We start from the raw sequence: 13091 nt of genomic DNA, 5'->3' as shown, positions 1-13091 counted from the left end.
CTGCGCACATCCGGGACGGACGACAAGGAAGGGCGTGGCCGCGCCGTGGCCGAGCACACTCTCCGAGCCGAGGGCGTACGCCTCGGCTACGGCGACCGGGAGATCGTCTCCGGTCTGGACGTGGACATCCCGCCGGAGCGGATCACGGTCATCGTCGGACCGAACGCCTGTGGCAAGTCGACCCTGCTGCGGGCGATGGCGCGGCTGCTCGCCCCGTCGGAGGGCGCCGTGCTGCTGGACGGGCGGAGCATCCAGGAGATGCCGACGAAGGAGGTCGCCGCCGTGCTCGGCATCCTCCCGCAGAGCCCGTCCGCGCCCGAGGGCATCACGGTCTCCGACCTGGTCGGACGCGGGCGTTACCCGCACCAGGGATGGTTCAGGCGGTGGACCGCCGAGGACGATGAGGCGGTCGCCCGGGCGCTGCTCTCGACCGGCACCCTGGACCTCGCCGAACGCCCGGTGGACGAGCTCTCGGGCGGTCAGCGCCAGCGGGTGTGGATCGCGATGGCGCTCTCGCAGCGCACGGACATCCTGCTGCTGGACGAGCCGACCACGTTCCTGGACGCCAGCCACCAGCTGGACGTCCTGGACCTGCTCACCGACCTGAACCACGAGCACGGGGTCACCATGGTGGCGGTCCTGCACGACCTGAACCTGGCCTGCCGTTACGCGGACCACATGATCGCCATGAAGGACGGGCGGATCGTCGCCGAGGGACGGCCCTCCGACATCGTGACGGAGTCGCTGGTCGGTGAGGTCTTCGGGATGCGCTGCTCGGTGATGGAGGACCCGGCGTCGGCCACACCGATGGTGGTGCCGCTCGGCCGTCACCATGTGCGGGGCGCTCCGGGCCACCCTGCCACCTGATCGCGCATTAGGTTAGGCTAACCTAAGACGCATGAACGATTCAGCTCCACGTGTCCGCCGTACCCGTCGCACTCCGGCCCTGCTGGCAGGTGTCGTCGCGGCCCTCCTCGTCGGCCTGACGGCCTGCGGCTCCTCCGGCGACACCGCCAATTCCGGCTCCTCCGCCTCCGGCAGGGCGACCGAGGGGGCCTTCCCCGCGAAGGTCGCGACGAAGTTCGGCGAGGTCACCGTGGACAAGGCCCCCCAGCGCGTCGTCGCGCTCGGCTGGGGCGACGCCGAGACGGTGCTCGCGCTCGGCGGGCAGCCCGTAGGGGCGAGCGACTGGCTGGCGTTCGGCGGCGAGGGCGTCGGACCGTGGGCCGAGGGCAGGTACGACGAGAGCCCGCAGATGATCGGCACGCTGGAGCCCGAGTACGAGAAGATCGCGGCGCTCCGGCCCGACCTCATCCTCGACACCAAGTCCAGCGGGGACCGGACGCGGTACGACACGCTGAGCAAGATCGCCCCGACCGTCGGCGTGCCCGAGGGCGGCGACCAGTACAAGCTCTCCTGGGAGAAGCAGACCGAGATGGTCGCCGCCGCCATGGGTGTCCCGGAGAAGGGCGAAAAGCTGATCGCCGCCACCGAGGCGAAGTTCGCTGACGCCGTGAAGGCGCACCCCGAGTTCAAGGGCAGCACGATCACGCTGGGCTCCCGCACCTCCGAGGGCTACGGCGCCTACGTCTCCGGCACGGGCCGGGTCGACTTCGTCGAGCGGCTCGGGTTCGAGAACAACCCGGCCATCGAGGCCGAGGCCGGTGAGGGCTTCTCGGTCTCCGTCTCCAAGGAGAACCTGGACCTCCTCGACGCGGACCTGACGGTCATGGCCCCCATCGGCATCCCGGCCACCGACATCAGCGACGACCCGCTCTACGAGGCGGTCCCCTCGGTGAAGGCCGGCCGCTCCCTCGTCTTCGACGACAAGGGCATCAGCACGGCGTTCGCCACCGACTCGGTGCTGTCCACCGGCTACGCGCTGGAGAAGGTCGTCCCGCTCTTCGCGGAGAAGATGAAGTAGGCCGCGCCGCCGCCTCATCACCTCCGTGCTTCCGGTTTGCGCGGGCGCGATGAGGTGACAGGCTTTGTATGGTGAACCGTGACCGGGTGGAGAAGGAACTCCTGCACGGCCTGACCGTCGACACCAGCAGGCCGGAGCAGCCGATCCTGCTGGACGAAGAAGGCAGGCCGATCAAGACCTGGCGTGAGAACTACCCCTACGACCGCAAGATCCGCCGCAGGGAGTACGAGCGGATCAAGCGCATCCTGCAGATCGAGATGCTGAAACTGCAGCGGTGGACGAAGGACACCGGCGCCCGGATCGTCGTGGTCTGCGAGGGGCGTGACGCGGCCGGCAAGGGCGGCACGATCCAGCGCTTCACCGAGCGCCTCAATCCCCGTGGGGCACGCATCGTGGCCCTGGACAAGCCCACGGACCGTGAGCGGGGCCAGTGGTACTTCCAGCGCTATGCAGCCCATCTGCCGGCGCCCGGCGAGATCGTCTTCTTCGACCGGTCCTGGTACAACCGCGCCGGAGTCGAGCGGGTCATGGGTTTCTGCACCCCGCCCGAGTACGAACTGTTCCTGCGGCAGTGCCCTGCCTTCGAGCGGATGCTCGTCGACGACGGGATCATCGTGGTCAAGTTCTGGTTCTCCGTCTCCCGCGCCGAACAGCGCACGCGTTTCGCCATACGCCAGGTCGACCCGGTGCGCCAGTGGAAGCTCTCGCCCACGGACATCGACTCCCTCGACCGCTGGGACGACTACACGACGGCGAAGATCCACATGTTCCGGGCCACCGACACCGGTTACGCGCCGTGGACCGTCGTGAAGAGCAACGACAAGCGCAGAGCCCGCCTCGAGGCGATGCGCAGCCTGCTCGCGCGCATCGACTACGCGGCGAAGGACGCCGACGCCGTCGGTGAACCGGACCGCCTCATCGTGGGCGCCGCCGCCACCCTGCTGGAGCCGGGGGAGGAGGACGCCGCCCTCTCGCCCACCCGCCTCGCGTCGAACCCGGGCGGGCCGGGGGAGCACCCGTAGGCCCGCGCGGACTCCCTCAGCCGCGTGTGGCGGTGACGTCGCCGTTGACGCTGCCGAGCCTCATGCTGTGCCGGGCCCCCTCCGCGTCGGTGGGGACGGCGACCGAGGTCCGGCCGTTCCGTGTGGTGGCTGTGACGGCGTAGGCGGGTGCGCCGGGAGGAAGGTCCACACGCACCGAACCGTTCTCGGTCGTGGCGGTCACGCGCGCGGGTGAGGCCGCGCTGCCCAGTGTCACGTCGCCGTTGACCGTCTCGGCGTGCAACGTCCCGGAACGCAGGCCGTTCGCGCGGACGGAGCCGTTGCGGGTGACGAGCCGGACGGTGGCGTCGTCCCCGCCGGACCGGACGACCGTGACGTCGCCGTTGACGGTGGTCAGGTCCAGTCCTGCCGGCAGTCCGGTCACCTCGATGCCCGCGTTCCGTGCGGTGACGGCGACAAGGACGCCGGCCGGGACGTCCACCACCGGCATACGGGGGCACCGCTCGTCGTGGTCCTCGCAGGACAGGTCGAGCGCCCAGGTGTCCTCGCGGTGCGACCAGCGGCTCGCGACCCGCGGATCGGTGACGGCCCGGCCGTCGTCGGACGGCCGCAGCCGCACGCCGTCCACGGTGGTGATCACCAGGTGCTGCCCGCGGGCCATCTCCGGCGCTGTCGGACCGAGCCGTCCGCCGGAGTCCCCGCCACCGCACGCCGCGACGAGGGGAGTGGCCAGCAGCAGCGCGGCCAGGTGACGTCCGTGCGTGCAGGTTCTGGAACTCATACCTCTTCGCCTTCCCGGAATCGGGCCGTCCATCGAGTGGATCGAGACGGGCGTCCTCCTGGCTCCGGCAGGTCTGCTCACCGGCTTCCGCGTCCGGTGGCTGCGCCGCCGCCTCGGCTGAGGGACCGCGAACGACTGCCGAAGCCGACGCAACCGGCTTCGGCAGCCGACGTGACTCCACGACCTCGCCCGTCCGGTGCGGGGCCGGCCCTGTGACAGGGCCGCCCTCAATGGCGGCGGCTGTAATCCCGAGGCGCGGGAGCGAACGGATTGCCCTCGTACGCGAAGTCCTCCTCGTACTGGGGTTCGGCATAGCTGACGGGGGCGCGGGTGCTCCGTCCGCTGTCCGTGACGAAGACCCGGGAGGACGAGGGCCGGCGGCTGCGTCCACGTTCCCGCCGGGGTTCGGCGTCGATGGGTCCTTCTCCGTACGAGACGGCGTCGTCGAGGTCGATCGGACGGCTGTCCGACATGCCTGCGGGTGCCCGGCTGGACCTGCGCCGGCGGCTGCGGCTGCGCTCCCGCTCGGGTTCGGGCTCGAACGAGTCCACGGGGCGCCGGCTCCGGCTCCTCCGTCGGGACGCCCCCTCGTCGGCGGATTCCACGACGTAGCTGGGGGCGCGGCTGCTCCGGCGGCGACGGTGGCTGCTGCTCTCGGGCTGCTGACTGCCGAAGATCTCGTCCTCGTCCTCCACCGCCGCGTAGTTGACGGGGGCCGCGGCGTGACGGCGGCCCGTCGTGGTCAGGGGCGGCCTCGACGACTTGCGGCGGCGGGTGGGCGGCGGAGCCTCGCTCGCACGGCTTTTGCTCCGGCTGCGGTACGAAGGGCCAGGTTCGTCCTCGGGGCTGTTGCTGCGCCGGTCGGGCTCCAACCGGTAGGTCTTCCGCCGGTCGGCCACCGCGGCACCCACGTCCTTCGTGGACTGCCGGTGGCCGTAGCCGTACTCCTCCAGGTCCGCGTCGTCGTCGGAGTGCTCACCGGCGAGCCTCATGCCCTCCGGCACGGCCTTCCGGTTCTCCATGCCGTAGAACCCGTTGTGCGTACCGGGCTTCGAGTACCTGGACGGGTGGGGCGTCGTGACGCTCACCGACACGTCGTCGCGGCCCGCGCGTCCGGGAAGCCGCCCGGTGTCCCTGATGAGCTCCTGGGTGGAGTAGCCGCGGGTTCCCCGTGGCACACGCGGCATCTGGAAGTGCATGTTGGCGTTCGGGCCGACGTCACGGAAGCGCTCGGCGGTCTCGGGCCGGCTCAGGTCGACGTTGTTGAGGACGGGGACACCCAGACGCCGCAGATCCTCGCGGTTGTTCTCGTACTCCTCGTAGTCGGGCCGTTCCTCGAAGGTGGTGGCGGCCATCCTGCGGGCCTGGCTGGGATCCCGGCGCACCCGCGCCCGTGCCCCGGACAGGTCGGCCTCGGACAGGAGGATCTGGTCCCGGTCGCGCAGATTCTGCTCCGGCGGGCGCATCCGGCCCTCCGGGTGGAGGCCGCCCACCGTGGCCCTGGGGCCCATGATGTCGGTCGGGTACACGGCGATGCGCTTCCCCTGCGAGGTGTCGAAGACCTCCGTCCCGTCCGACTGGGACCGGACATAGCGGCCGATGACCGGGCCGCGCTCGCTCATGATCTCGAACATCTGGCCGCGGTCCTTCTTGTGCATCTTCCGGCCGCTGCCGGACATCATGCGCGCCACCGTGATCTCGCCGCCGCTCGCGGCGGGCGTGGCCGCCCCCGCCGAAGCGCCGGAGCCGGGCCCCGACAGGTCGGGCATGCCGCCCCGGGCCATCCTCCGGCCGTTCGCCGAGGCCTGGAGCTCGAAGGGATCGTTCTGGCTGGAGACCGCCACGCCCGACCCGTTGTCCGTTCCCGCGACGGGGCCCATGGACTGCTGGCGCACGTGGTCGAGCTCGTGGAACATCGTCTCGTCGTCCGCGCCCTGGGGGCCGACGACGATGTCATGGCCCGTGGTGTAGGCGCGGGCGCCGAACGCCGTAGCCGAACGCTGCGCGGTCGGGTCGCTGTGCACCCGCACGTGGCGGAAGGACATGCCGTAGCCCTGCTCCGCCTTCTCCATCACACGCGCGTCCAGCGGACGGCCCGGCGAGCGGACGGCGTCGAGCACGGACGACGGCTGCGCGGACGACCTCTCGACGGCGGGCTGTCCGGCGGTCTCATGGCCGCACGCGGCGCCGTGCTCGTGCCGTTCCTCCTCGATGGCGCGGGCCACGACCGCGTTTCCCGCAGAGCGCTGGAGAGCCAGAACCCGTTGCGTGAACGTGGTCGGCGCCGCCGCCGTCCGGCCGCTCTCCCGCCCGCCGGACTGCCGGGGCTGTGCTCTGTACGCGCGCACGGTACTCCTCGCCACTCAACGCCTGATCAAGCATGGTCACCCGTCACACGCGGGCCGCGGGAGGGCCGTGAGGGCAGGGACCCGGGTGCGGACGGGTGCGCCTGAGGGCCGCGAGGGCAACGTGCGAAGCCGGGAACCTCCGGACGGGCGGGCCGCCGGGCCGGCCGTCGCGCCGCGCGCGGAGCGGCCGGCCGGTCACGAGGGCTCGTCCGTAGCGCCGTTCAGTACGGCGGGGAGGTCCGCTCTGCGCCGTATGCCGAGCTTCTTGTAGGTGCTGGTCAGATGGGTCTCCACGGTACGCCGTGCCAGGTGCAGCAGCTCCGAGATCTCCGCGTTCGTCCGTCCGTCTGCGGCCAGTTCGGCGATGCGGCGTTCGCTGGCGGTCAGTGAGCCGCGGCCCGTGAGGGAGGCGTTCCTGCGGCGGGCGCCACTGGCGCGCAGGGCCAGTTCCGCGCTCCCCGACAGCCGGACCGCGCCGAGCCGTTCGGCCGCCGTCGCGGCCTCCCTGAGCAGCGGGCGGGCGCTGCGGGGCTGTCCGGCGGCGGTGAGCTGGAGCCCGTGGGCGATGAGCGCGGGGATCAGCTCGACGTCGAGCGACGTGCCGCGCAGGACGGCGACGGCCTCGGCGGTGAGTTCGAGACCGCGCCGGCCGCCGGTGGCCGTGCCGAGGACGCGCAGGGCACGGCCCCGGACCCGGGGCGTGTCCCACACGGCGGCGTACCGGTTCTCCTCCCCGGCGAGTGCGAGGGCCTCCGGCGTCTGCCCCAGGGAGAGGTGGCACTCGGCGGCGGCCGAACGCCACGGCGTGACGACGGGGCTCTCCACGTCGCGGCCGGACTGGCGCCTGCCGCACTCCCGGAAGTCCGCCAGGGCGCCCGCGGCATCGCCGACGGACGCACGCAGCACACCGCGCGCGTAGAGGAATCGATTCTGTTCCCAACCTCCCTGGGTTTCGGTGAAGTCGACACCGGCGACGAGCCGTTCGGCCTCGGCAGGACGGCCGCACTCGACGAGTGCGATGACGCGGTGGGCCAGGAAGTTGCTCGCACCGGTGCGGGGCGGGCCGCCCGGTTCCCGGAGCATTCCGGCGGTCTCCTCCAGCACCCGGCGGTACTGACCGCGTGCGGCGGCGGTGTCCACCCGCACGTTGAGCAGCGACCGGTGGACGGGATGCAGCGGTGACACCCGGCACGCGGTCAGCCCGGCCCTGATGATGCGTTCGGCGTCGTCCGTCGCGTCGGACCACTGCGCCACGGCGGCGGCCGTACCCAGCAGATAGGGCACCAGCAGAGGGTCCTCGGCTGACGTCAGCAGCCGCCGGATCTGCCGCATGGCGGCCTCGGCGGACAGCAGCCCGGCCGTCGACTCGTACCGGATCAGCAGGGCACGCAGGGCCGGGCTGATCCATTCCGGGGAGCGCTCGGCGCGCTCACGCAGCCGGGTGTAGACGGCGCGCCGGATCTCCGGGTCGTGGTCCGAGAAGAACGCCGACGCGGTCTGGATCGTACGGGCGAGGACGGGTTCCCCCTCCAGCGGGCCCAGATCGCGCATGACGTCGAGCGCGGCGTGCGCCCTGCCCCGGTGGGCCAGGGCGTTGCCCAGGCTGACCGCCGCCAGCACCCGGTCCCTGGGCTCTTCCTGGAGGCGCAGCGCCTCGGCCAGGCGGGGCACCCCGCCTGTCCGCTGGGTGGCGAACTCCAGTTCGCCCAGCTCCGTCAGCACCGCCGCCCGGCGCTCGCGCGGTAGAGGTTCGTCCAGCGCGCGGCGCAGATAGTGCGCGGCGGCGCCGGTCCTGCCGGCCCTGGACGCGTCGGCCGCCGCGTCGAGCAGGGCCTTGGCGGCGTGCTCCGTACCGCCGGGGTGGGTACGCAGCAGATGTCCGGCCACCGCTTCGACCCCGTGTCCCCGGCGTTGCCGCAGTTCTGCCGCGCGGAGGTGCAGGGCCTGCCGCTGCGAGCGCGGCCAGCCGTCGAGGACCGCTCCACGCAGCAGGGGGTGCGCGAAGCGCGGGACGCCGGTTCCGGGGGTGCGGCGCAGCAGTCCGAGCCGGATCATCGCGGTGACCCAGCCGCCGACGCGGTCGGGATCGGCACGGGTGAGCTCGGAGAGGAAGTCGGTGAACTCGTCACCGGTTCCGTGGCCCGGGCCGGGATCTTCGTGTCCCGCGTGGCACGAACGGGTGCCGGACGTCCCGGGGGGCCCGTGTCCCCCCTCGTCGTACCGTGCCGAGTCCTCCAGTTCGGCGAGCGCGCGGGCCACCGTGGTGGTTCCGGTGCCCGCGCTCCTCAGCCACCACGAGACCGCCGCCGCGAACGCCCCCGGGTACAGCTCGGCGCAGTCCTCGGGCAGTCCCGCCTCGGGGCCGCCGCCGTCCGCGGCTCCGGCCCGGCCGCCGTGCGGGAAGACGGCCCGCAGATCGTCGAGCAGCGCGCGCAGCAGCAGCGGGTTCCCGGCGCCCGCCCGGACGCAGCCGTCCACCCAGGTGTCGTGGGTGTCCGGCCCCAGGGCGCCGCGTACGAGCTCCTCGGCGGCGGGACGGCTCAGCGGGGCCACCGGGTGCACCCGCACCACGCCGGGTGGCAGGGAGTACGCGAGGCCCGGCGTGGGCGGCGAGATGTCGTACTGCCCGCGCTCGGTCATCACCATCAGGACCGGCATCCCCCTCAGCCGCCGGGCTCCCTCGGTCAGCCAGCGCAGGGAGTCCCGGTCGGCGAGGTGCGCGTCGTCGACGGTGACCAGCAGGGGCGACCGGGCCGCGTGGTCGCACAGCAACTGCCAGAGACGGGACGGGTAACCGAGATGGTGCGGGGTGTCCGGGGTGTCGTCGTGCAGGCCGCCGAGGTGGTGCGGCGGGTCGAGTAACTGCCGTACGAGAGCGAGAGGGATGCCGGAGCTCTCGGCGGAGGCATGGGCGCGCAGGATCCGCATGCCGAGTCCCGCGCCCAGTTCGGAGGCGGCCTCCAGCAGCGCGCTGCGGCCCGTCCCGGTGGGGGCGCGGAACAGGACGAGCCGTCCCGATCCGGTCACAGCCCGCTCGGCCTCCGCCGCCAGCAGGCCCAGCGCCGCTTCGCGTTCGAGCAGCCCTGCTGAGGCGGGGCCGCACGACGTGGCCGGGGGCTGCGGACAGGGGTGGGGCCGACTCCATAACGCTGTCATGAGGACGTGCCGATCTCGTGGTCGATCTCGTGGTGGGCCACGTTGGTTGCGTCCTGCCCGCGAAGGAAGGATGGGAGGAGCACGAACGGGTTGCTCCGTTGAGGCAAGACGCGAGGACGTACAGGCATGGCTCTTCGGCCCCCGGTCAGGATCCCCGTGGAGGTCCACGCGTCGGACCCGCTGTCCATGGACGGAGCGGTCAGCCAGCTCCGCCGGCACTCCGAGGTGGAGCTGCTCGAGGAGGGCGCGGGCCGCCCGGGCACGGTCGCGGTCCTGCTCGCCGAGGCTCTGGACGAACCCACGCTGTCGCGGCTGAGGCGGCTGACCCGCGCGGAAGGCACCAGGGCCGTCCTCGTCACGAGCCTGATCCGCGAGGCCGAGCTGCTGCAGGTGATCGAGTACGGCGTGGGCGCCATCGTCTGGCGGCGCGAGGCCACCGGCCACCGCCTCCTCAGAGCGGTCCTCGCCGCCTCCCGGGGCGACGGGGATCTGCCGTCGGATCTGCTGGGGCGTCTGATCGCCCAGGTCGGCACGTTGCAGCGCGGCACGACCGGCGCCTCGGGCGCCACGGCGTCCGGTCTGGCACCACGCGAAGTCGATGTCCTCCGGCTGGTGGCCGAGGGAATGGATACCGGGGAGATTGCCAGCAAACTGTCGTACTCCGAACGCACGGTCAAGAACGTGATGCACGGACTGACGACCCGGCTGCAGCTCCGCAACCGTGCCCATGCCGTGGCCTATGCCTTGCGGGAAGGCTACATCTGACGGCTCGTCCGCCGGTTCAAGGGCCCCGAGGACAGGAGAGCGGTGACACGGGGGCAGCCGCGTTGCCCCTTGTTCGTCCCCCCGGTGCCTCGCGGGGCGGTCGGTCCGACGGCGACGATGGGGTGGGGCGCTCCGTGCCGAGGCGCCCGCCACCGGCTGGACCACGGACGGTTCGGCCGAGCGCAGTGACAGGTCGATCCGCGACAGGTCGACACATGACAGGTCGTTCCGTGACGGTCCGTTCGACGACGGGCGTTCCGTGACGGGCGGCGACCGTGAAGGGCAGGGCCACCGTGATCCACGAGGTGGATGACATCCTGAGAGGGCTGCTCGTCCGCGGCGCCTTCGCCGGGTCCGACGTCGAGGTCGCCTTCGACGCACCCACGCGCGACTGGGCGGCCCGGCGCAACGCCCCGACCATCGACGCGTACCTCTACGACATCCGCGAGGACACCAAGCGGCGCCAGCGCGGCAAGGTGTCGGTCCGCGACGAGCAGGGGATCACGCTCAGACAGCACCAGCCGCCACGCTGGTTCCGGCTCTCGTACCTCGTCACGGCCTGGACCAAGCGCCCGCAGGACGAACACCGGATGCTCTCCGCCGTGCTGCACACGCTGCTGCCCAAGGAGATCCTCCCCCCGGAGGACCTGACCGGCACACTCGCCGGGCTCGGCCTCTCCGTCCCGCTGACCGTCGCGGGGCTGCACACCGAGGCCCGCTCGCTCGCGGACATCTGGTCCGCGCTCGGCGGCGAACTCAAGCCCTCGCTCGACGTGGTGATCACCGCGCCCTTCCTGGGATACCCCGAATACAAGGTCGGCCCGCCCGTCACGGAGGGGCTCGGCGTCCAGGTACGCGGGGCGGACGGCCGGCCCGACGACAGCCCCGCGCGCCACCACAGCGCGCAGAGCGTCGAAGAGGCCAAGCAAGCCTTCACGAAGAAGCACGGCACGACCGGAACGCCTCAGGAGCGGCGCACGTGAGCGACTCCTCCTCTCCGCTGCTCGAACGGCTCGCGGGACTGCGCGAGCGGGTGGCCCTCCTCGTCGAGCACCGCAGCGCCACCGACCCGACGGCCACCGATCCGATGCGCGGGATGTATCTGACGGACGACGCCGTGCGCCGTCTGCTGTACGGGGGTGCGGAGGGCACGGCACCTCCCCCCGAGCCGACCGAGCCGGGCGGGGAGCCGGCCACGGCGGAGGAGCCGGACGCCGCCGAGGGGCCCGACGGGGCCGCGATGTCCGAGCCGTCCGAGCCGTCCGAGGAGGACCGTCTCCACTGGCTCGCCCACTGGCTGCGCCTCAGCCCGCTCGACACCGAGATCCTGCTGATCGCGCTGGCACCCGATCTGGATCGCACGTTCGAGTCGCTGTACGCCTATCTCAACGACGACGTCACCCGTCGCCGGGCGACCGTCGCGCTCGCACTCGACCTGTGCGGGGTCCCCACGCACTCCGCGGCGGGACGGTCCCGGTTCCATCCGGCCGCGCGGCTGCTCGCACGCGGCCTGATCGAGGTGGACGAATCCGAACGCCCCTTCCTCAGCCGCTCCTTGCGTGTTCCCGACCGGGTCGTGGCCCATCTGCTCGGCGACGACACCCCGGACCCGGCGCTGAACGGGACCGTACGCCCGCTCCCGTACCTGCCACCGGGGGACGCGGAGGACGGCGGTGCGGCATTCGTCATCGACCCGCTGGCGGGGAGGCTGGCGGAACGGCTCTCGGAGCGTCCGCTCGCCGTCTACCTGCGGGAGCACCGTGACGGCGACGGGCTCGCCTTCGCCACCGTCGCCCTGGGTGCGGCCGGTATCCCGGCCCTGCACCTCAGCCCGGGGAAGGGCCCGTCGGAGCACCGTACCGAGGAGCACGCGCCGGTGGAACGCGCGCCGGCCGAGCACATCCCCTACCGGGAACTGCTCCGCGAGGCACGGCTCACGGGCCGCGCCGTCGTGGTGAGCTCGCTGCCCGAGAGGCCCGGGGAACTGATCCGGGCGCTCGCGGTGAACGACGTCCCGGTGCTGTTCGCGGACCCGCGCCCGTACGACCCGCAGTGGTGCGACGGGGGACACGACCCGGTCGTGCTGGACGCGCCCCGGCAGCGTGCCGGCGATCTCGACGCCTGGCGGGCGGCGCTCGGCCCCGGGGAGCCGGAGTTCGACCTGGCTCCGGTCGTCGCCGCCTACCGGCTCGGGCCCGGCGGGATCGACCGCGCGTCGCGCGCGGCGCTGGGCCTCGCCGCGTTCCACGGTACGGAGCTGTCCGCCGCGCACCTGCGGCTCGCGGCCAGGCAGCAGTCCGCGTCGGGTCTCGAGCGGCACGCCCGCCGCATCCGGCCCGACGTCGGCTGGAACGATCTCGTCCTGCCCGAGGGGCCGCTGGCGCAGCTCCGGGAGCTGGTCCTTCGCGCCCAGCACCGCGACCGGGTGCTCGGCGACTGGCGGCTGAGCGCGGGCGGCGGGCGGGGGAGGGGCGTGGTGGGGCTGTTCGCGGGCGACTCCGGCACCGGGAAAACCCTCTCCGCCGAGGTGGTCGCCGGTGAACTCGGCCTGGATCTCTACGTCGTGCAGCTGCCGTCCGTCGTGGACAAGTACGTCGGTGAGACGGAGAAGAACCTGGAGCGGATCTTCACCGAGGCCGACCGCACGGACGCGGTGCTGCTCTTCGACGAGGCGGACGCGGTCTTCGGCAAGCGCTCCGAGGTCAGCAGTTCCAACGACCGTCACGCGAACATGGAGAGCGCCTATCTCCTCCAGCGTCTGGAGTCGTTCGACGGCATCGCTCTGCTGACCACCAACCTGCGCTCGAACATCGACGACGCCTTCACCCGCCGGCTGGACCTGGTGGTCGACTTCCCCTTCCCCGACGAGGAGCAGCGACTGGCGCTCTGGCGGCACAGCCTCGTCCATGTCCCGTGCGCCGACGACGTCGATCCGGCGTCCTGCGCGGCGGACTTCGAGCTGGCGGGCGGCTCCATCCGCAGCGCGGTCGTCACGGCCGCGTACGCGGCGGCGGGCCGCGGCGACGGCGTGTCGACGGAGGACCTGCTGGCGGGCGCCCGGCGCGAATACCGCAAGGCGGGCCGGCTGGTCCTGGACGACGCGTCCTGGTAGGCCG

The 13091-nt window shown here is 72.6% G+C and carries 10 protein-coding genes; 7 read left to right on the top strand and 3 right to left on the bottom strand.

The window, feature by feature from the left end; translation table 11 throughout:
* Positions 1–45 precede the first annotated feature (45 nt).
* The 3 genes from JOC24_RS26555 to ppk2 all read left to right on the top strand — a co-directional run bounded on the left by JOC24_RS26555 (position 46) and on the right by ppk2 (position 2946).
* On the top strand, positions 46–867 hold the full coding sequence (locus JOC24_RS26555) for an ABC transporter ATP-binding protein (RefSeq protein ID WP_205023011.1): 822 nt from the start codon (positions 46–48) through the stop codon (positions 865–867).
* A 31-nt stretch (positions 868–898) separates the two neighbouring features.
* A complete protein-coding gene (locus tag JOC24_RS26550; RefSeq protein ID WP_205022922.1) occupies positions 899–1924 on the top strand; it encodes an iron-siderophore ABC transporter substrate-binding protein in 1026 nt (341 codons plus the stop codon).
* Between the two features lie 68 nt (positions 1925–1992).
* On the top strand, positions 1993–2946 hold the full coding sequence (gene ppk2, locus JOC24_RS26545) for a polyphosphate kinase 2 (RefSeq protein ID WP_205022921.1): 954 nt from the start codon (positions 1993–1995) through the stop codon (positions 2944–2946).
* A gap of 16 nt (positions 2947–2962) precedes the next feature.
* On the opposite strand, the gene JOC24_RS26540 is transcribed toward ppk2, so the two are convergent.
* On the bottom strand, positions 2963–3706 hold the full coding sequence (locus JOC24_RS26540; RefSeq protein ID WP_205022920.1) for a DUF4097 family beta strand repeat-containing protein: 744 nt from the start codon (positions 3704–3706) through the stop codon (positions 2963–2965).
* Between JOC24_RS26540 and JOC24_RS26535 the strand changes: the two genes are divergently transcribed.
* Complete coding sequence (locus tag JOC24_RS26535; RefSeq protein WP_205022919.1) at positions 3687–3827, top strand: hypothetical protein; 141 nt, start codon at positions 3687–3689, stop codon at positions 3825–3827. The genes JOC24_RS26540 and JOC24_RS26535 overlap by 20 nt on opposite strands.
* A 106-nt stretch (positions 3828–3933) precedes the next feature.
* On the opposite strand, the gene JOC24_RS26530 is transcribed toward JOC24_RS26535, so the two are convergent.
* Positions 3934–6054, bottom strand: coding sequence for an eCIS core domain-containing protein (locus tag JOC24_RS26530; RefSeq protein WP_205022918.1), 2121 nt, complete (start codon positions 6052–6054; stop codon positions 3934–3936).
* A 195-nt stretch (positions 6055–6249) separates the two neighbouring features.
* On the bottom strand, positions 6250–9210 hold the full coding sequence (locus JOC24_RS26525) for a helix-turn-helix transcriptional regulator (RefSeq protein WP_205022917.1): 2961 nt from the start codon (positions 9208–9210) through the stop codon (positions 6250–6252).
* 126 nt (positions 9211–9336) lie between these two features.
* Here JOC24_RS26525 and JOC24_RS26520 point away from each other — a divergent pair, with 126 nt between their 5' ends.
* The 3 genes from JOC24_RS26520 to JOC24_RS26510 all read left to right on the top strand — a co-directional run bounded on the left by JOC24_RS26520 (position 9337) and on the right by JOC24_RS26510 (position 13087).
* Positions 9337–9975 (top strand): helix-turn-helix transcriptional regulator, encoded by a 639-nt coding sequence (locus JOC24_RS26520; protein ID WP_205022916.1) that lies wholly within the window; start codon positions 9337–9339, stop codon positions 9973–9975.
* Between the two features lie 293 nt (positions 9976–10268).
* The gene (locus JOC24_RS26515; protein WP_205023010.1) at positions 10269–10958 is read left to right on the top strand and encodes a Pvc16 family protein; all 690 of its coding nucleotides are present in this window, start codon (positions 10269–10271) and stop codon (positions 10956–10958) included.
* Entirely contained in the window at positions 10955–13087 is a 2133-nt protein-coding gene (locus JOC24_RS26510; RefSeq protein ID WP_205022915.1) for an ATP-binding protein, read from the top strand. Before JOC24_RS26515 ends, JOC24_RS26510 begins: the two co-directional genes overlap by 4 nt.
* Positions 13088–13091: the final 4 nt, after the last annotated feature.

This window comes from Streptomyces sp. HB132 (assembly GCF_016909575.1).
Lineage (GTDB): Bacteria > Actinomycetota > Actinomycetes > Streptomycetales > Streptomycetaceae > Streptomyces.
This window is presented reverse-complemented; position numbering and strand designations above follow the sequence as displayed.

Excerpts from the sequence above, each read along its gene's own strand:
- JOC24_RS26550 (WP_205022922.1), top strand. The coding sequence starts at position 899 with ATGAACGATTCAGCTCCACGTGTCCGCCGTACCCGTCGCACTCCGGCC.
- JOC24_RS26520 (WP_205022916.1), top strand. The coding sequence starts at position 9,337 with ATGGCTCTTCGGCCCCCGGTCAGGATCCCCGTGGAGGTCCACGCGTCG.
- ppk2 (WP_205022921.1), top strand. The coding sequence starts at position 1,993 with ATGGTGAACCGTGACCGGGTGGAGAAGGAACTCCTGCACGGCCTGACC.
- JOC24_RS26540 (WP_205022920.1), bottom strand. The coding sequence starts at position 3,706 with ATGAGTTCCAGAACCTGCACGCACGGACGTCACCTGGCCGCGCTGCTG.
- JOC24_RS26525 (WP_205022917.1), bottom strand. The coding sequence starts at position 9,210 with ATGACAGCGTTATGGAGTCGGCCCCACCCCTGTCCGCAGCCCCCGGCC.